Raw genomic sequence first — 17,845 nt, 5'->3', positions numbered from 1 at the left:
TGACCCTCCATCTCCGAACAGCTTTTGTATCTTAAGTTAACGATGTCCGCTGCCGCCGGTATTCCCTCGGGGAGTGATATCCCAGCGCGCTGTGCGGGTGGTTTTCATTGTAATGCGTGAACGCTACTGCAAGGTTTCGCAGTGCTGTTCTCACATCCGGTTTTGGCATGAACGCGATATAGTCTTCTTTCATCGTTTTCACGAACCGTTCGGCCATGCCATTACTCTGCGGGCTGCTCACCGCTGTTGTGCAGGGCTCCAGATTCAGCTCTCTCGCGAACCTCCGCGTTTCATACGCGGTATACGCTGAACCGTTATCCGTCAGCCACTGCACCGCTGTGTCGGGCAACCTGTCGCCGAAGCGCTTTTCCACCGACCTCAGCATCACATCCTGCACGGTCGAACTGTCATAGCCTCCCGTGCTTGCTGCCCAGTCTATGGCCTCACGGTCGCAGCAGTCCAGCGCGAACGTTACCCGCAGTTTTTCGCCGTTGTCGCAGCCGAACTCGAAGCCATCTGAACACCAGCGCATATCGCTTTCTGCCACCGCTATCTTGCCCTTATGTTCACGCTTCGGTCGCTCTGGTTTGTGATGCAACAACAACAGGTTATGCTCGCTCATTATCCTGTAAAGCCGTTTGGCATTCACAGGTGGCTGTCCCTCTGTGCGACGTTGCTTGCGCAGGATGCCCCACACGCGTCGATAACCATAACTCGGCATATCGCTGATAATGTTGAGGATAGCCGACAGTATTTCTGCGTCTGCTTCTTCATTACGCCGGTTACAGCGCCTGTCCTGCCAGTCGGCAGAACGGTTAATCCGCAGTGACAGTTGCGCACGCGACACGCCCATGGTCCGGCTGACCATGGCTATTCCCCGTCCTTTGGCAACAAGGGCGCGTGCGCTATCCATTTTCGCGACTGACCGTACTCCACGGCTTCTTTCAGGATCTCAACTTCCATCGTTTTCTTGCCCAGAAGGCGCTGAAGCTCCCGGACCTGCTTCAGAGCAGCAGTAAGCTCAGAAGCAGGAACGACTTCCTCTCCAGCCGCAACGGCGGTGAGGCTGCCTTCCTGATATTGCTTCTTCCACTTAAACAGCAGGCTGGGCTGGATACCATGCAGGCGGGCGACATGGGAGACATTCATACCCGGCTCCATCGTCTGCTGGATAATGGCGATCTTCTCCTGAGGAGTTTTACGTTTACGGACTTCTTGCCCTAACAGGATCCCGGTCATCTCAAAATTGGCGTTAGTGTTAGACATATATTCAAGCCTATCTCTTATCTGGAGATACAGCTACTGTCCGGTGTTTCAGGGGGCTACATCATTGGTTTTAATGATTAAATACAACAGGACCAGTCCCCAGGATACAATAAGCGAATAAATGTACCCAATATGCCAGTGCACCGTGACATTATCAGGCTTCAGGCTTGTTATCTCGAGTGTAAAATTAGGGTTGTAACTGGCCAGAGTGTGCGCCATCACCGCGATAACTAGCATAATTAAAAATGACAGAACGATATAGCAAGGTTCTCTTTCTTTGGTTTCAATAACTGTCGATGATATTTTATAAGATTTCAATGAAACAAATAGCAGAGCGATGAAACTAATCTGCCGAAAGTAATAGAATATAGCTATATCGTTAGTTCTTTTTTCGATTGATGCATGATCATTAATCAAGTCCTGAACGATGTAGATAGTCTCGACGAAAAATATGTTATTGCCAAGAAACGCCATGCCTAATATCATGAGGCAGGTGAGATCTTTTCTACAAAGATACTGAAATAACATAAACAGGAAAATTATTCCATATAAAAAGAACAACCCTACAATTATAATCAGATATACAGTTTGTGGGACACTTTGCATCGTTAATTTAAATTGTGTAAGACACAAACCACCAAGAACATAGCTAGCCAAACAGATTATATAGAAAGCCATTAACCTTCCATTATTTGAATTATAGTTATCCATAACAACCTTAAGGTAATTCTTAATTTTGCATTTTATATAATAAAGCATAAGATTTTGCAAACTATTATACCCGCACAATTTCAATAACATTAATTCATTTCTTATTTAATGGTTTCTTATAGATTTATAACCTTTGTCATTAATAATATTTTATTATGTATACTATTTTAGTATCACTCACACCATTCACAACCTCTATACACAAAAGACACTTTGTCACTTCCAGAGACACCACTAAGTTTAGCCACTTTCATTGATTACCTCTGCAACACTTCCGTATTGGGCATTAATTTTCTCCTTTACTTTGATTGAGTTATGCAATATTAATTCATAAGCGCTCGCATTCCCCCTCTAAAACACATAAAAAATGGTGTTTAAAACTGAAGATTTTCTAATATAACGCCAGATTTTATTTATTTGATTTTCATTACTGCATTGCAAACCACATACATTACTCTTTTTTCTTGAATTTTTTTCCTGATATTACGTAGGCTTCAGTATCTGCCAATGTAAATTTTTTCATAAACTACCGAAGTTACTTTCACCTGCTCTCGTTGGCATTGCAGGCAGTAATCATCTGAGCTAACGGGTTTGACGCTCTGCGGATCGCCGTCTATAGATTGAATCATCCCCCTTTATTGTTCGCCTTAGGAGAAGAAATATGGCAAAGAATGACATGAATTTTTATGCCACGTTGGAAGAGGCTATTGATGCGGCTCGTGAAGTGTTTCTGGCTGATAACCCTGACCTTGAGTCAGACGATGCCAGCGTTCAACAGCTAAGCATCCAAAAATACGTGCTACAGGATGGCGACATTATGTGGCAGGCGGAATTCTTTGCTGACGAGGATGATGTAGATGGTGAATGTCTACCAATGCTGAGCGGAGAAGCGGCTCAGAGCGTTTTTGATGGCGACTATGATGAAATTGAAATTCGCCAGGAGTGGCAGGAAGAAAATACGCTTCACGAATGGGATGAAGGTGAATTCCAGCTGGAACCTCCCCTTGATACCGAAGAGGGGCAGACCGCAGCCGATGAATGGGATGAGCGATAATTACTCGTAAGGTCCATGATGTATGTCGAGCGGCAGCAGCAACGTATCAAACACCAGCGAAAATGGCAGATCGAGGATCGTGACGTAGCGCCATGCCGAGTCCCGAACATCCCATTGCACGCCAGGATAGTATTGATTTCCGTGTCCTTGCCCTGGGATGGTACGACTAATAATGCTGCCGCATCCGCTCAGGAAGAAGATCATTATTCCTACAGCCAATATTCGCACCTGCTACCTCACGACCCATTCTATTCAATATAAAAAAATACCGGCACCAGGCCGGTATTTTCACGTTACAGAACGCTTATTTTTTCCTGAGCGCCAACGGGTTCAGAGTCAATCCCTGATAGTAGTTCACCCACGAAGAATACTTATCAGGTGAATTCCAGACGCGATAATGTAAACGTGCCATGGTCACTGGATCGCTCAACAATACAAGGCGGCGATCGCGATTCAGTTTCTCCGGCGTTTCGTTCAGCGCCTGTTCCACATGACGATCGCGTGCAATCTCCAGCACGTTGCTGGCGCGGTGGCGTGCAGTCGCCATGGCCGTGGCCAGTGCGTTAAACGACGGGTTAAACACCGCATGCATAAAGCCATCGTCCAGCGTACGTTTACGGTTCATCACCAGATAAGTATCGGTATCCACCAGCACCTGCGGCGGGGAATACTCTTCCGGGATCAGGAACAGCTTCCAGCGCTTGGTACGTAACCCCACCGTGGAACGACTGGAAATCACGGAAACAAACGGCGACAGGATCAGCGAGAAGACAATCGGTGCCAGCCAGAACAGGAAACGCAGATCCAGCCAGGCCATACCCACAGCCCACACCAGCCCCAACAGTAACTGAGAACCGTGACGCATAAACGCTTCACCCCATGGGGTGGAATCGTCATCGCGCTGCGGCGAGTTCCACACCACTTCCCAACCGAGGAAAGCGCTCACGACGAAGACGGTATGGAACAGCATGCGCACCGGTGCCAGCAGCACGGAGAACAGAACCTCCAGCAGCAGCGACAGCGTAACGCGGATAAACCCACCGTACTCTTTCGTCCCTTTACACCAGATGAGCAAAATACTCAGCAACTTCGGCAGGAACAACAGCACCATCGTTGAAGCAAACAGCGCGATCGCCAGTTCAGGTCGCCATTGCGGCCATACCGGGAATAGCTGACGCGGTTGCAGGAAGTACTGCGGTTCCGTCAACGCATGTACCACCTGCAATGCGGTAGAGAGCGCGAGGAACATAAACCACAGCGGCGCGGACAGATAGGACATCACACCAGTCAGGAACACCGCACGGTGAACCGGGTGCATCCCCTTAACCAGGAACAGACGGAAGTTCATCAAGTTGCCGTGGCACCAGCGACGGTCACGCTTGAGTTCATCCAGCAGGTTCGGCGGTAGCTCTTCATAAGAGCCCGGCAGATCGTAAGCAATCCACACGCCCCAGCCAGCGCGACGCATCAACGCCGCTTCCACGAAGTCATGGGAGAGAATCGATCCCGCAAACGAACCTTCGCCCGGTAACGGCGCGAGCGCACAGTGCTCGATAAACGGCTTCACGCGGATAATTGCGTTGTGGCCCCAGTAGTGTGATTCGCCTAACTGCCAGAAGTGAAGCCCGGCGGTAAACAGCGGCCCATAAACACGGGTCGCAAACTGTTGGCAGCGCGCATACAGCGTATCCATACCGGAAGCCTTCGGTGAAGACTGGATAATCCCGGCATTCGGATTCGCTTCCATCAGGCGCACCAGGCCGCTCAGACAGTCACCGCTCATCACTGAGTCCGCATCCAGCACAACCATGTAGCTGTACTGATTTCCCCAGCGACGGCAGAAGTCATCAATGTTGCCGCTTTTACGCTTCACGCGACGACGACGACGGCGGTAGAAAATCTGTCCTTCGCCCTGCACTTCGGCAATCAGCTCCATCCACGCTTTTTGTTCTGCCACGCAGATATCTGGATTGTAGCTGTCGCTCAGAATATAAACATCGAAATGCTCAGCGTTGCCCGTTGCTTTGACCGACTCCCACGTGGCGCGAAGTCCCGCGAATACGCGATCAACGTCCTCGTTACAGATAGGCATAATCAACGCCGTACGGTGTTCAGGATTCAACGGTTCATCCCCGACCGTTGAGGCCGAGATACTGTACTTATCCCGTCCAATCAGCAATTGCAGGAAGCCCATCAGCGCGGTCCAGAACCCCGCTGATACCCAACAGAAAAGTACGGCAAACAAAATAAGAATGCCGGTCTGGAGCATGTAGGGCAGCAGTTGCATAAAGGAGACCCACAAATCCTGCCCCATCATGTCTGCAGGATTAATGAATGCCCACCCCTGATAAGGAAGGATCGTCTTCATATACCAGGTTGCAACGACCGTTTGCGCCAGCGTTAAGATCAACAGCGTATAGCGGCGGATGGTGCCTACGGTACGCCATTTTTGCTCGCTCTCTTGTTCTTCTTTCGTCAAACGCGAAAGATAACGCGGTGTCACATCACGCCCACGCAGACGATCCCAAAAACGCCCAACCGGGTTGGTACGCCAGGGATCGGGGAACATAGAGGTACGTGTTGCTTTTGGCATCGCCTGTAACTGATCGCGCCCCTCATCGTCCTTAACCAACTGCTCTTTAGCCAGAGAATCCGGCCATGCTTGCTCAAGACGAGCTTTTACAGAACCCTGCGGTGAATCATCCTCGCGCGAGTACGTACGATGCTCAGCATCCAGCGCCTGATGAACGGCGCGGATGTCAGTTTTCGGCAGTGCCGCTTTTTCGATATCCGAAAGCGGCATTGCGTCAATATACTCAGTTGTCTTATTCATTGGCAGGTAACTGGTAGCTCCAGGTTTCACTCAGCGTCTGATCTGCATTGACCAGGGCAGCACGCATTTCAGTGGTTTTCTTCACGTCTTTCACTTTCACGCGCAATACCAAACGCCAACCTTTAGTGACCGGGTTGTAGCGCACGGTGTTTTCAACGATTTCACCGTTGTCACCAATACTGGTTTGTGCAGTAACCGGCGTATCCTGCGGCAGCTTTTTCATATCGGTGCCGGAAAAGTCCACCACAAACGCGATGGTACCGTCAGGCTGACGAATGAGATTGGACTGTTTAACATCACCGGTAGAACGACGTGTCTGCTGTACCCAAGCGTTATCAGGCGCATGAAGCTTGTCTTCATCACGCGTGAACGTCAGGGTATATTTAAAGTTCATTTCTTTACCGGCTTCAGGCAGCTGATCCGGGGTCCAGTACGCAACGATGTTATCGTTCGTTTCATCGTTAGTTGGAATTTCAACTAACTCAATCTTACCTTTGCCCCAATCGCCTTTTGGCGTGATCCAGGCGCTCGGGCGCAGATCGTAACGATCGTCGATGTCTTCAAAACGCGAGAACTGACGGCCACGCTGCAACAGACCGAAACCTTGCGGATTTTCCATAGCAAAGCTGCTCACCGCGAGATGTTTCGGGTTATTCAGCGGACGCCAAATCCATTCGCCGTTGCCAGCGTGGATGGACAAACCGTTAGAGTCATGCAGTTCTGGACGATAGTTAGTCGTCGGAGAAGGCTGGTTCGGTCCATACAGGAACATACTGGTTAACGGTGCCACGCCAAGTTTGCCCACTTTGTCGCGCAGATAAACTTTGGACTGAACATCGACTACCGTGTCACGACCAGGAATGATGACAAAGCGATACGCTCCGGTAGCACGCGGAGAATCCAGTAAGGCATAAATGGTTAAACGTTTATCAGTTGGTTTCGGACGCTCGATCCAAAACTCACGAAAGCGGGGAAATTCTTCACCAGAAGGCAGAGCGGTATCAATCGCGAGACCGCGCGCAGAAAGGCCGTAGACCTGGCCTGCACCCAGAACACGGAAATAGCTGGCACCGAGCATGCTGACGATTTCGTCGTTTTTATCTTTGCTGTTGATCGGATACAGCACTTTGAACCCGGCGAAACCGAGATCTTTTACCGTGTCTTTATCATGCTGAACATCGCCGAAATTAAAGTAATCCGGGCTGTATTTGATTCTTTTCACCGCAGTAGCGGTCACTTCGTTGATTTTGACCGGCGTGTCGAAGTACATACCCTGGTGGTAGAACTCGAGCTTAAATGGGGTCTTGAGATTGCTCCAGTAGGCTTTATCGCGATTAAACTGGATCTGCTGATAATCCGCATATTTCATGTCGCGGAAAACGGAGGGCAAGTTACTTTTTGGCGCCTCATAGCCTTTATTGGCTAAGGATTGAGCTTGTTTTGCAACATCATCAATGCTGAATGCCCAGCTTGATGATGTGTACAGCGTTAACATGACTGCTGCACCCAACCAACGCATTTTCATCATTTGTAGTTTATGTTTCATAATTAGTAAGCACTTCCCCCTTTGTGTGCTTATATTGATCCGATCCATTTTAATGGATAATCGGGTATTCCGACAACTGAATCCCTGTATTGTTCGCGCGCTGGCTCATGGTTTAAGCAGGTTCGTCTGCCTGTTTTCACTTTGCGTGCTTATCCTGGAGACAGGTTGTTAGACTTCGTGTAGGGTTGCCCTCGAATGTAACCATTATTCGTCTTAGGGATAAGACGAAAAGTCTGAGAATACATAACTGTCTATGAGCTCTGTATCACCACCACGCGAATATTTTCTTGACTCCATCCGTGCCTGGCTAATGTTGTTAGGGATCCCGTTTCATATTTCATTGATCTACTCCACACACACATGGCACGTGAACAGCGCAGAACCATCGTGGTGGTTGACCTTGTTCAATGACTTTATCCATGCTTTTCGCATGCAAGTCTTCTTTGTCATTTCGGGTTATTTTTCCTACATGCTATTTCTACGCTATCCGTTAAAGCGCTGGTGGAAAGTGCGTGTAGAACGCGTGGGGATCCCTATGCTGACCGCGATTCCGCTGCTTACGCTGCCGCAATTTATCATGCTGCAATACGTGAAAGGCAAAGCAGACAGCTGGCATACCCTCAGCGGCTACGATAAATACAACGCGCTGGCCTGGGAGCTGATTTCCCATCTGTGGTTTTTACTGGTTCTCGTGGTGTTAACAACCCTGAGCATGTGGGTGTTTACCCAGATGAAACACAGATTGACGCAAAGCGACGTCGGCAGCGCGCCTGCGGTGTCAATGACGAAGTTAACGCTGATTTTTGCAGTGCTGGGTTTCGGTTATGCCGCCGTCAGAAGGACGATTTTCATCCTCTACCCTTCGATTCTCAGCGATGGCATGTTTAATTTTATCGTTATGCAAACGTTGTTTTATGTGCCTTTCTTTATGCTCGGTGCGCTGGCGTTTATCAATCCTAATCTGAAAGCGCTGTTTACCACGCCATCACGCGGCTGCACACTAGGCGCCGCATGCGCATTTGTCGCATACCTGTTCAATCAACGTTACGGCAACGGCGATGCCTGGATGTATGAAACTGAATATGTCATTACCATGGTCATGGGCCTGTGGATGGTGAACGTCGTCTTTTCACTTGGTCACCGTTTGCTGAATTTCCAGTCAGCCCGCGTAACCTATTTTGTCAACGCATCTCTGTTTATCTATCTGGTGCATCATCCGTTAACGCTGTTTTTTGGCGCTTACATCACACCGCATATCAAGTCGAATTTGCTGGGCTTTCTCTGCGGTCTACTGTTTGTGGTCGGGATTGCGGTAATACTGTACGAAATCCATTTACGGATCCCGGTGCTGAAGTTTCTCTTTTCGGGTAAACCAGCCGTCAGGCAGGATAAAAACAAGGCCGTGGCCGGTTAGTTTTCCGTCAATCATTGTGTGGTTCAGAGCAACCACTCAATGGGTAACACGGACGCCAGCTTTACCAGAACCCGCTTCCAGAATCCTGTGGCGGGTTCTTTTTTCAGTACCTGTTCACTGCCAGAAAGTCTGTCGACCCAATTGAGTCTTCCCCACCGATCAAGACGTAGTTGCCAGGCCATTTCACGCTGGCTTTGCATAAAACGTTTATGAATCAACTCGGCCAGTACTTCACTCTCAATCACAAACCCCATTTCCGTATTGAGCAGCGTTGAACGGGGATCAAAATTAAGCGAGCCGATAAACACTTTACAACCGTCAATACTGAAGGTTTTCGCATGCAGGCTGGAGCCTGAATTACCGGTTAATCCCCGGTCATGTACTGCTGAAACGCGATCGCGGGTTGGTTTGAGCTCGTATAACTCCACACCGTAGCGCAAGAGCTTTTTTCGCCAGCGTGCATAGCCTGCGTGAACGACTGCGACATCATTCGCCGCCAGAGAATTAGTTAAAATCGCGATCTTAACGCCTTTTCTCACCAGTCTCAGGAGCTGCGCCACACCGGCGCGAGTTGGTACAAAGTAGGCGGAAATAATATCAATACGCTCGGTGGGAGATCCCATCACGTCAAACAAACGCTGCGGTAATAGTGAGTGGCGCGGCGCTTTCCCCTCTCCTTTTGCGGGATCATCACTCAGCAAGCGCGTTCTCGCCCAAATCAGCGGTAGCGACCTCTGATCGAGGTGGGTCATAAACTGGCTGGTTTCCAGCTTATGTAGATAGCGACGCGTGATGTCATCGTTATACCAGGATTCTGGAAGTTCGATTTTTTGCGTTGAAGCTGGCTCAGCCACCTCAAGTACATTTTGCAATGTTGAAACCGAGCGGCAGTGCCAGTAACGCTCAAAGTCGTCAGCAACATCCTGGACCACCGGCCCGATAGCCATAACATCCAGATCGGAAAACAGCGGTTGTTCGCCTGTGCCAAAATAGGCATCGCCGATATTTCGCCCGCCCACGAGAGTTACGACGCCGTCAGCGGTATAACTTTTATTGTGCATACGTCGATTCAACCGGGCAAAATCGGTTAAATAGCCTAGTGCACGCAGGATACGAAAGGAAAAGGGATTAAACAGACGGATTTCTATATTAGGGTGATTGTCCAGCAAACGCAGCGTGTCATCCAGACCTGGCGTGTTGTTATCATCCAGCAACAAACGCACCCGGACGCCCCGCTTCGCCGCGGCCAGCAAAACGGAAAATAGTAATAGCCCGGACATGTCGCTTTCCCAGATGTAATACTGAACATCCAGGGTACGTTCCGCCATTTCCGTCAACCGATAGCGAGCAGCAAATGCATCCAGGCTGTCATCCAACGTCAGAATGCCGCATTCTCCCGGGTGGTTTTCACAAAGTGGCGTGATGGCACGCTCAAGTCGCGTCATATCAGTCCGTGCGTTCATCGCCTTGCTGGGTAAGTAATCTCTTGTATAGCCGAGCGTTTTCTTCATCAAAGCACACGAAGTATATTTGATCGGGAAGCGTACGTCGGGTGATAAATTTCAACACCGTTTTCACCGCGATCTCTGCCGCTGCAGCGCGGGGGTAACCATAAGCACCGGTGCTTATTGCTGGAAAAGCAATGGATTGATAACCATTGGCTAAGGCCAGTTGCAAGCTATTAAAGTAAGCCTCTTCGAGGCGTTCAGCTTCATGATGATCGCCACCCTGCCATACGGGCCCCACGGTGTGGATCACTGCTCTGGCGGGCAAGTTTCCCGCCAGGGTGATAACCGCATGACCGGTTGGGCATTCGCCCTGTTGCTGGATAACCTGTTTGCAGGCCGCCAGCAACGCAGGCCCTGCAGCGCGATGAATCGCTCCATCGACGCCACCTCCGCCCAATAGCGATGGATTCGCCGCGTTGACAATCACATCAACAGCGATCGTCGTAATATCGCCATGTAACACATGAACACGTGATTGCATAAGTTCCCCCTGACCAAACACTATTTGTTAAGTGTACAGCAGGGTTTTCCCGGAAATCTCACTTTTTAACCAAACGTGTGCATATGTACGCCGGAATGATTCATTTATATTCAATGTTAAGAATTGCCATGTTTTTCTGTTCATTGAGATAGTGCATTTTGACTGTGGCAATTTGCTGCACATTTTGAGGGGCAGTCGCGACCTGTTGCTGACTGTAGAGACTATTACGGGTGGTGCCGTCGCGCATACATGACAATTCAATTTGCTGCTGCCGAGCGTTAACATCGCAAGGTGATTCAACTATTGCACCGCGAAAATGAATAACCCCGCCGGTTGAGATTTGTTGCGCCATTGCGGGGAGGGTAAAAAGAGAAATGCTGCACAAGCTGATACTTAAAAAACGCTTTAATAATGTACACATAAGGGTTCCTCAATGATTAGCCATCCTTGAGGGATCGAAATGATCCTTCGCCGCTGTGATTAACGATCAAATTAAAACGTTCAAACGTCTCTATATTCATAGAACAGCAGTGCATTCCCAGCCACACCCTTAATGCAAATACAGCAAAAAAATCATTGGTGACTGTTTGAGTCTGGCCATTGCTGAGACAGATGCAGAGACTGCCCATCCGAAACGGTAACGATAATTTTGACCGAATCCTCAGGTGAAATATTAAAGCTCAGTTTAGTTAATTCAATCGGCCGATTAGCGGGGACCGAAAGGCTTGTTTTCTGCTGCGATTGGCTTTGTCCCCCGGACCCTTTACGTATGGCGAGGACTTGTACCTCACATACGCACGGTTGAGTTAACGTCACCTGAGGAATAATGGTGTACATATCACCTTGCTGAGTTGTATTGAATGTTATTTGATTTGCCAGCGCGGCAATGAGTAATAGCGTATGCATCATATTCTCCCGAAAAAAAAACAGGGCTCACGCCCTGTTTATTATCAGTCAGAAAACTGAATTAGTGTTGGTTAGCTGTAGCGTTGTTACCAAAGCCAACCTGCTGAATCAGCACATTGGAGTCAGAGGCTGTCTGATTAACCAACGCACCGTTGCGGCCACCGAACTGGGTCACGCTAATATCAGCATTTTTTGCATTCCACTGATCGATAGTGGCACTGTTCTGGAAGCCGGTCTGTTTCAGGCTAATGGTACTGTCATCAGCACCCTGGCCAACAACAGCTCCGTTGCCACGCCCGTGTTGTGTGATGGTGACATCTGATTTACGCGCATCACTTTGCAGAGCATTTGCAGAGTTGTTTGACCCATATTGGTAGATACTCAGTGAAGAGTCTGGGCCATAATTACTGCCACCACCATGATGATTTCCGCCCCATTGCGGAACAACACCAGCCAGAGCACTGCCAGAAACTACGATTGCTGCGAATGCTGCCACTTTTAAAAGTTTCATGGTAAACCCCCATCGGATTGATTTAAACGTCGTTAATGGATTAGCGTTGAGTCACGCGAATTGCCATTTGCGACTGTCTCTGCACCACAACTGCTGTTTTTTGTGTACCGTACTGGGTAATATTGGCTTTATTACCAGAGCCTTTCTGGATAATTACCGCCGTATTACCGTATGAACCTTGTTTAATACTCGCATCATTGGAACTACCCGTTTGATCAATATATGCAAAGTTATATGATCCCGTCTGGTCTGTTTTCGCTCGATTACCAGAACCTTCTTGCGAAATGACTGACAATAACTTCGAGCCCCCCTGGCGGGTATTTGCACTGTTCGCAGTGCCAACCTGACCAATAATGGCTGCCTGATTAAATGAAGACTTACTTAATTCATTTACCGCAAAGTTATATTCTGAATTAGCTAAATCATAACTTGTAGTCGCGGCTGCAATCCCAGGCACACCCAGCATTGTAAACATCATAAATAACAACTTGTTTTTCATGTTGTCACCCTGGACCTGGTCGTACATGAAGTTAAATTAATTACCACTCAAATTGTTGTTAACATGACTTACATTTGTTAACGCCACGTTACGATGAAGAGTATGTCTGCGGAAACATTTTAAATAACTCACCCGCCAGTTGTATTTTTATATTCAGATTCACCCCAAAGTACTAATTAACAGCAAACAATACCGTTACAGCTCTGGATTTCATTTCTTTTTTAACCCAGTGAATGAATTTCTATGCAGTAACAAAAAAAACGCGTTTTCCGCGTTTTCTGGGCCTCGTAGCGAGGTACTTCGATAGTTAGCAGTACAAGTCGTGACAAGCGTCATTTTTTTCTATCTAAAATTGTCCAACTTAAAGTAAGACGAAAAGATCGGAATTTATTAGAAATCAAAAACCATCTAAGCATAAATTTAACTCTTAATAATCAATACCATATTATAATTTGTATGATTTTTTAAATCTATGCAGTATCGCCAAAATGTACAACTTTACTATCAAATCTAAACTTCTAAAAAACCCAAAAATCACATTTTAATATATAAATTTACATTCTGTAACATGTTTAACACTTGCTTTAAGATTTGTAATAGCTAGATTGAAATCAGTTGAAGTCCATTTGTTTTAATATTTTCACCCCGTTGGGTCGATATTTTATTTCTACACAGCAGTGCAACATCTGTCAGTACTTCTGGTGCCTCTATTTTAGTAGAGACAGCTGTCAGGTGTGCGACTAAAAAAGTGGAGTTTCATCATGTTTAATGAAGTCCATAGTATTCATGGTCATACATTATTGTTGATCACTAAACCATCCCTGCAGGCAACTGCGTTATTACAGCATTTAAAACAATCGCTGGCGTTAACCGGAAAACTACATAATATTCAACGTTCTCTGGATGATATTTCCTCCAGCTGCATTGTTCTACTGGACATGATGGAGGCAGACAAAAAACTGATCCATTACTGGCAAGATAATTTGAGCAGAAAAAACAACAATATAAAGACGTTATTGTTGAATACCCCAGATGATTATCCTTATCGGGATATTGAAAACTGGCCGCATATCAATGGCGTATTCTACGCAACGGAAGATGAGCAGCGTGTCGTCAGCGGATTGCAAGGTGTGTTGCGTGGCGAATGCTACTTTTCACAAAAGCTCGCCAGCTACCTGATCACGCATTCCGGGAACTACCGCTATAACAGCACGGAGTCGGCATTACTTACGCACCGTGAAAAAGAGATCCTTAATAAACTGCGTATTGGCGCCTCAAATATTGAAATCGCGCGTTCACTATTTATTAGTGAAAATACGGTTAAAACACATCTTTATAATCTTTTCAAAAAGATAGCTGTCAAAAATCGTACGCAGGCGGTCTCGTGGGCCAATGATAACCTCAGGCGATAAAGCCATGAAAAGCTATTTGTCCTGGATTGTGGCAGCAAATTTGTTCCTTGCTGCCGGGAATCTACACGCTGCTGTAGAGGTGGAGGTTCCCGGACTGTTGACTGACCACACTGTCTCTTCCATTGGCCATGATTTTTATCGTGCCTTTAGTGACAAGTGGGAAAGTAAGTACACAGGAAACTTAACCATTAATGAAAGGCCCAGTGCACGTTGGGGAAGTTGGATCACCATAACTGTCAATCAGGACGTTATCTTCCAGACTTTTTTATTCCCGACAAAAAGAGACTTCGACAAAATTGTGGTCTTCGCATTGGCAGAAACTGAGGAAGCATTAAATCGTCGGCAAATAGATCAAACGCTATTAAGTACGAGCGATTTAGCGCGCGATGAATTCTAAAACATGATTTAGTCCGGAGGCTTTCATGCGTGTCAAACATGCAGTGGTTTTGCTCATGCTGATTTCACCATTAAGTTGGGCCGGAAATATGACGTTCCAGTTCCGCAACCCTAACTTTGGTGGCAACCCAAACAACGGCTCTTTTTTACTGAACAGCGCTCAGGCGCAAAACTCGTATAAGGATCCGAGTGCTGGCGATTACGGGATTGAAACCCCATCAGCACTGGATAACTTTACCCAGGCAATACAGTCGCAAATACTCGGTGGCTTGCTCACCAATATCAATACCGGTAAACCGGGGAGGATGGTAACCAGCGATTTTATCGTTGATATCGCCAACCGGGATGGGCAACTGCAACTGAATGTCACGGACAGGAAAACGGGGAGAACGTCGACTATTGAAGTGTCGGGTTTACAAAATCAGTCGACCGATTTCTAAATTATAGCCACGAAAGGAAAAAATCATGCAGCGCTTACTTATCATGGTGGCAGTAATTTTACTCAGCGGATGTTTAACAGCTCCGCCTCAAGAAGCCGCTAAGCCGACATTAATGCCCCGGGCCCAAAGCTATAAAGATTTGACGCATCTGCCTATGCCTACAGGTAAGATCTTTGTGTCGGTATACAACATTCAGGATGAGACTGGCCAATTTAAACCTTACCCGGCAAGTAACTTCTCTACCGCCGTCCCGCAAAGCGCCACGGCTATGCTTGTCACCGCATTGAAAGATTCTCGTTGGTTCGTCCCTCTGGAACGTCAGGGGCTACAGAACTTGCTGAACGAACGTAAAATCATTCGTGCGGCTCAGGAAAACGGTACGGTTGCGATTAATAACCGGATCCCGCTACAGTCCCTGACCGCGGCAAACGTCATGGTGGAAGGGTCAATTATCGGTTATGAAAGCAACGTTAAATCGGGTGGTGTCGGTGCGCGTTATTTCGGTATTGGCGCCGATACGCAATACCAGCTCGACCAGATAGCGGTAAACCTGCGCGTAGTTAACGTCAGCACCGGTGAGATCCTGTCGTCAGTGAACACCAGTAAAACCATTTTGTCTTATGAAGTACAGGCTGGAGTGTTCCGCTTTATTGACTACCAGCGTCTGTTGGAAGGTGAAATTGGCTACACCTCTAACGAACCGGTTATGCTTTGTCTGATGTCAGCGATTGAAACAGGCGTTATCTTCTTAATTAATGACGGCATCGATCGCGGATTGTGGGATTTGCAGGATAAGAAACAAGTTGATAATGACATTCTGGTTAAATACCGCCATATGTCGGTACCACCAGAATCCTGATGGATCTTTACTGCATAAAAAGCGTGAGGAAAACCCTCACGCTTTTTTATTTACTGGTCAGCGTCGGCGATATTCGATTTTCACGGCGAGACGCCAGCCACAGACCACTGTTTTTCATCGCATAGCCGAATACCAGGCCCAGTACCAGTGAAGGTACAACCAGTCGCCAGTCGCCCTGCCCTGCAAATGTTGCACATGCGCCAATAAACGTGCCCGGTACAAATGAAAGCAACCATTGCTTTGCCTGGATACACATCAGAAACGCGACAATTCCCGTCATGACATAACCAATAATGTCCATATGCGGGGCAAGCGCGCTACCGTTAATAATCACCAACGCCCACACCACACCGCTTAGCAGCGTACACGCCGAGATCCACAGTCCTTTTAGCCCACCTTGCGGGCAGGCGAAATAGGCCGTGCACCCCAGAAAGCCAGCCCAACTGAGTAAGCCAAGAGAAACGGCCACCCATCCCCAGATCCCAGAGAGAATGCCCGTTGTGATTGCAATTGAGAGAAGTATGTTCATGCCGCGTATCTTAGCAGAAAAACGACATAGGAATGAGATCGTGCACACAATTTATGCAAGCATATAATTTGCGTTGCAGTTTAAAGTGATTTAAATCACATTTATTCGTCAGTATCTTCCTGCAATTCGTCCCACATTGCACTAATAGCATCACGTGTTAGCGGCGCCATGGTACGCCAGAACGGCGTGTTTGCGTGCGCCTCAACTTTGCCAAGGAACGTACCACACCAGGGCAGCAGGTAGTCTACAAACAAGGTTTCAAGCGCCTCACTTTCATCTTCCGCAGACTGGTCTTCAAGCCATGAAGCCGCCAGCAACAGCGTACCAATGTGATCTGCCGGCGTATCTGCCAGCGGCATGCCGCGGGCAGAAAGAAATGCACGAACATCCGATTCTTTCGCCCCTTCTACCCAGGCGCTACGATAAGGCGGCACAGCACACTCTTCACCGACAAACAGCGCGTTGTAATCTGCAGCCAGTTGGGGCATATCGCAGCTCTTCTGCAGACGAGTGAGCAGTTCGTCCTGTTCCAGCGGCCAGTTGGCGGACAATTTACCTTCACTAATTAAGGTAAACAGGGGAACCAGTAAAGGGTCCTGCGGTTGGCGATAAAACAGCGAGCCCAGTACACGACACAGGATAGAAAACTCGTTCATTGATATATTCCAGTTAGTAACAATTACAGTTCAGCAAATTCCGCGATCGGCTCCATGCCTCGCGATTCCAGAAACGCCAACAGGCGTTTAGGTGTGACGTTTAAAATTCTGTCTTCAGGGAAATTAACATCATCCAGGATTTTACGGCATTCGCCAAATTCTCCCAGCGTGAAAGCAGTATGTGAATCCGACCCTAACGCCACCCAGCCGCCAGCATCGCGCACAGCCGCAGCAACCGCACGACAATTATCCTCACTGCCCTTACGCGAATGCAAAAACGAAGAGTTATTGATTTCCAGTGCAACCTGGTAATTTGCCGCCGCCTGGGCAATTGCAGTAATATCAACCGGATACTTGGGATTTCCCGGATGGCTAATGATGTGCACATTACCGCTGGCCATCGTGGCTATCATTGCCTGGGTATTGGTTTCTTTATCGTGAGGTGCAAAAACTGGCTCATGGAAGCCCGCAATAATGAGGTCCAGAGAGGTAAACATCGGACCTGAACAGTCAATTTCGCCTTCAATATTCTTAATATTCGCCTCAATGCCGCGCAGGATCCCTACGCCATCTACAACACGTGGCCAAATACGCATATTGATAAAGTGCCAGTGGTGAGGCGCGTCCGCCATATCCGGTCCATGATCGGTAATAGCAAACAGCTTGATGCCTTTGCGACGGGCTTCAGCGATGTAATCACTTAAGGTGCTGTAGGCGTGGGTGCTGGCGACGGTATGCATATGCAGGTCAACGGGATACATAACTCTCTCCTGTAGTCATTTTTCGTCAAGGATAGCAGGTATCGCCGCTATTTATTAGCTGAA

Annotated in this window: 19 protein-coding genes and 1 pseudogene; 6 read left to right on the top strand and 14 right to left on the bottom strand. The window is 47.8% G+C overall.

Annotated features, from left to right (window positions below; translation table 11 throughout):
- Nucleotides 1–31: 31 nt before the first annotated feature.
- A protein-coding gene (locus E6P06_RS12480; protein WP_089617520.1) for an IS3 family transposase occupies nt 32–1,239 on the bottom strand; the annotation gives its coding sequence in 2 pieces (ribosomal slippage) (nt 32–918 and nt 918–1,239; 1,209 coding nt in all).
- 93 nt (nt 1,240–1,332) lie between these two features.
- Nucleotides 1,333–1,977 (bottom strand): annotated as a pseudogene (locus E6P06_RS12475) (MASE4 domain-containing protein); the annotation flags it as partial.
- 676 nt (nt 1,978–2,653) lie between these two features.
- Here E6P06_RS12475 and E6P06_RS12470 point away from each other — a divergent pair.
- Entirely contained in the window at nt 2,654–3,031 is a 378-nt protein-coding gene (locus E6P06_RS12470) for a MysB family protein (protein WP_032936472.1), read from the top strand.
- Here E6P06_RS12470 and E6P06_RS12465 read toward each other — a convergent pair whose 3' ends face one another.
- From E6P06_RS12465 to mdoG, 3 genes are all read right to left on the bottom strand, one after another.
- Nucleotides 3,032–3,235, bottom strand: a complete 204-nt coding sequence (locus E6P06_RS12465) for a YceK/YidQ family lipoprotein (RefSeq protein WP_003036125.1) — start codon at nt 3,233–3,235, stop codon at nt 3,032–3,034. It lies immediately after the preceding gene.
- A 100-nt stretch (nt 3,236–3,335) separates the two neighbouring features.
- Nucleotides 3,336–5,864 (bottom strand): glucans biosynthesis glucosyltransferase MdoH, encoded by a 2,529-nt coding sequence (mdoH, locus tag E6P06_RS12460; protein ID WP_003036122.1) that lies wholly within the window; start codon nt 5,862–5,864, stop codon nt 3,336–3,338.
- Nucleotides 5,857–7,392 carry a glucans biosynthesis protein MdoG gene (gene mdoG, locus E6P06_RS12455; RefSeq protein WP_096878882.1) on the bottom strand — a complete coding sequence of 512 codons (1,536 nt, stop codon included), beginning with the start codon at nt 7,390–7,392 and terminating at the stop codon, nt 5,857–5,859. Before mdoG ends, mdoH begins: the two co-directional genes overlap by 8 nt.
- Before the next feature lie 271 nt (nt 7,393–7,663).
- Here mdoG and mdoC point away from each other — a divergent pair, with 271 nt between their 5' ends.
- Nucleotides 7,664–8,824 (top strand): glucans biosynthesis protein MdoC, encoded by a 1,161-nt coding sequence (mdoC, locus tag E6P06_RS12450; protein WP_048233430.1) that lies wholly within the window; start codon nt 7,664–7,666, stop codon nt 8,822–8,824.
- Nucleotides 8,825–8,847: 23 nt separating this feature from the next.
- Here the strand turns inward: mdoC and E6P06_RS12445 are convergent, their stop codons facing one another.
- The 6 genes from E6P06_RS12445 to csgB form a co-directional block, all read right to left on the bottom strand.
- On the bottom strand, nt 8,848–10,335 hold the full coding sequence (locus tag E6P06_RS12445) for a phospholipase D family protein (protein WP_139935287.1): 1,488 nt from the start codon (nt 10,333–10,335) through the stop codon (nt 8,848–8,850).
- A complete protein-coding gene (gene ymdB / locus E6P06_RS12440) occupies nt 10,271–10,813 on the bottom strand; it encodes an O-acetyl-ADP-ribose deacetylase (protein ID WP_003036110.1) in 543 nt (180 codons plus the stop codon). The genes E6P06_RS12445 and ymdB overlap by 65 nt, the downstream gene beginning before the upstream one ends.
- Before the next feature lie 100 nt (nt 10,814–10,913).
- Nucleotides 10,914–11,234 carry a type 1 fimbrial protein gene (locus tag E6P06_RS12435; protein ID WP_032936233.1) on the bottom strand — a complete coding sequence of 107 codons (321 nt, stop codon included), beginning with the start codon at nt 11,232–11,234 and terminating at the stop codon, nt 10,914–10,916.
- Between the two features lie 152 nt (nt 11,235–11,386).
- On the bottom strand, nt 11,387–11,719 hold the full coding sequence (csgC, locus tag E6P06_RS12430; RefSeq protein WP_003036101.1) for a curli assembly chaperone CsgC: 333 nt from the start codon (nt 11,717–11,719) through the stop codon (nt 11,387–11,389).
- 61 nt (nt 11,720–11,780) lie between these two features.
- A complete protein-coding gene (gene csgA / locus E6P06_RS12425) occupies nt 11,781–12,230 on the bottom strand; it encodes a curli major subunit CsgA (RefSeq protein ID WP_003036098.1) in 450 nt (149 codons plus the stop codon).
- Nucleotides 12,231–12,270: 40 nt separating this feature from the next.
- Nucleotides 12,271–12,729 carry a curli minor subunit CsgB gene (gene csgB / locus E6P06_RS12420; protein ID WP_003036094.1) on the bottom strand — a complete coding sequence of 153 codons (459 nt, stop codon included), beginning with the start codon at nt 12,727–12,729 and terminating at the stop codon, nt 12,271–12,273.
- Between the two features lie 761 nt (nt 12,730–13,490).
- On the opposite strand from csgB, the gene csgD reads away from it, so the two are divergent.
- Genes csgD through csgG form a run of 4 tightly spaced genes read left to right on the top strand, consistent with a single transcriptional unit; the run spans nt 13,491 to nt 15,836 of the window.
- Nucleotides 13,491–14,141, top strand: a complete 651-nt coding sequence (gene csgD, locus E6P06_RS12415; RefSeq protein WP_003036091.1) for a biofilm master transcriptional regulator CsgD — start codon at nt 13,491–13,493, stop codon at nt 14,139–14,141.
- A gap of 4 nt (nt 14,142–14,145) precedes the next feature.
- Nucleotides 14,146–14,538: a curli production assembly/transport protein CsgE gene (gene csgE / locus E6P06_RS12410; RefSeq protein ID WP_003036087.1), complete on the top strand. Its 393-nt coding sequence runs from the start codon at nt 14,146–14,148 to the stop codon at nt 14,536–14,538.
- Between the two features lie 25 nt (nt 14,539–14,563).
- Nucleotides 14,564–14,977 carry a curli production assembly/transport protein CsgF gene (gene csgF / locus E6P06_RS12405; protein WP_003036084.1) on the top strand — a complete coding sequence of 138 codons (414 nt, stop codon included), beginning with the start codon at nt 14,564–14,566 and terminating at the stop codon, nt 14,975–14,977.
- Between the two features lie 25 nt (nt 14,978–15,002).
- Nucleotides 15,003–15,836, top strand: coding sequence for a curli production assembly/transport protein CsgG (gene csgG, locus E6P06_RS12400; RefSeq protein WP_003036082.1), 834 nt, complete (start codon nt 15,003–15,005; stop codon nt 15,834–15,836).
- A 46-nt stretch (nt 15,837–15,882) separates the two neighbouring features.
- Here the strand turns inward: csgG and E6P06_RS12395 are convergent, their stop codons facing one another.
- The 3 genes from E6P06_RS12395 to E6P06_RS12385 form a co-directional block, all read right to left on the bottom strand.
- Nucleotides 15,883–16,365 carry a DUF1097 domain-containing protein gene (locus E6P06_RS12395; RefSeq protein WP_008320293.1) on the bottom strand — a complete coding sequence of 161 codons (483 nt, stop codon included), beginning with the start codon at nt 16,363–16,365 and terminating at the stop codon, nt 15,883–15,885.
- Nucleotides 16,366–16,466: 101 nt separating this feature from the next.
- A complete protein-coding gene (locus E6P06_RS12390) occupies nt 16,467–17,021 on the bottom strand; it encodes a molecular chaperone (protein WP_003836798.1) in 555 nt (184 codons plus the stop codon).
- Nucleotides 17,022–17,044: 23 nt separating this feature from the next.
- A complete protein-coding gene (locus E6P06_RS12385; protein ID WP_139935286.1) occupies nt 17,045–17,782 on the bottom strand; it encodes a phosphatase in 738 nt (245 codons plus the stop codon).
- Nucleotides 17,783–17,845 lie beyond the last annotated feature (63 nt).

Origin of the sequence: Citrobacter sp. CF971 (assembly GCF_006385635.1) — a bacterium.
GTDB classification, from domain to species: domain Bacteria; phylum Pseudomonadota; class Gammaproteobacteria; order Enterobacterales; family Enterobacteriaceae; genus Citrobacter; species Citrobacter freundii.
This window is presented reverse-complemented; position numbering and strand designations above follow the sequence as displayed.

Coding starts and splice junctions, on each gene's coding strand:
- E6P06_RS12395 (WP_008320293.1), bottom strand. CDS start 16,365: ATGAACATACTTCTCTCAATTGCAATCACAACGGGCATTCTCTCTGGG.
- mdoH (WP_003036122.1), bottom strand. CDS start 5,864: ATGAATAAGACAACTGAGTATATTGACGCAATGCCGCTTTCGGATATC.
- csgD (WP_003036091.1), top strand. CDS start 13,491: ATGTTTAATGAAGTCCATAGTATTCATGGTCATACATTATTGTTGATC.
- E6P06_RS12470 (WP_032936472.1), top strand. CDS start 2,654: ATGAATTTTTATGCCACGTTGGAAGAGGCTATTGATGCGGCTCGTGAA.
- csgE (WP_003036087.1), top strand. CDS start 14,146: ATGAAAAGCTATTTGTCCTGGATTGTGGCAGCAAATTTGTTCCTTGCT.
- E6P06_RS12445 (WP_139935287.1), bottom strand. CDS start 10,335: ATGAAGAAAACGCTCGGCTATACAAGAGATTACTTACCCAGCAAGGCG.
- csgB (WP_003036094.1), bottom strand. CDS start 12,729: ATGAAAAACAAGTTGTTATTTATGATGTTTACAATGCTGGGTGTGCCT.
- csgC (WP_003036101.1), bottom strand. CDS start 11,719: ATGCATACGCTATTACTCATTGCCGCGCTGGCAAATCAAATAACATTC.
- E6P06_RS12465 (WP_003036125.1), bottom strand. CDS start 3,235: ATGATCTTCTTCCTGAGCGGATGCGGCAGCATTATTAGTCGTACCATC.
- E6P06_RS12390 (WP_003836798.1), bottom strand. CDS start 17,021: ATGAACGAGTTTTCTATCCTGTGTCGTGTACTGGGCTCGCTGTTTTAT.
- mdoG (WP_096878882.1), bottom strand. CDS start 7,392: ATGATGAAAATGCGTTGGTTGGGTGCAGCAGTCATGTTAACGCTGTAC.
- csgF (WP_003036084.1), top strand. CDS start 14,564: ATGCGTGTCAAACATGCAGTGGTTTTGCTCATGCTGATTTCACCATTA.
- E6P06_RS12385 (WP_139935286.1), bottom strand. CDS start 17,782: ATGTATCCCGTTGACCTGCATATGCATACCGTCGCCAGCACCCACGCC.
- csgA (WP_003036098.1), bottom strand. CDS start 12,230: ATGAAACTTTTAAAAGTGGCAGCATTCGCAGCAATCGTAGTTTCTGGC.
- mdoC (WP_048233430.1), top strand. CDS start 7,664: ATGAGCTCTGTATCACCACCACGCGAATATTTTCTTGACTCCATCCGT.
- E6P06_RS12435 (WP_032936233.1), bottom strand. CDS start 11,234: ATGTGTACATTATTAAAGCGTTTTTTAAGTATCAGCTTGTGCAGCATT.
- csgG (WP_003036082.1), top strand. CDS start 15,003: ATGCAGCGCTTACTTATCATGGTGGCAGTAATTTTACTCAGCGGATGT.
- ymdB (WP_003036110.1), bottom strand. CDS start 10,813: ATGCAATCACGTGTTCATGTGTTACATGGCGATATTACGACGATCGCT.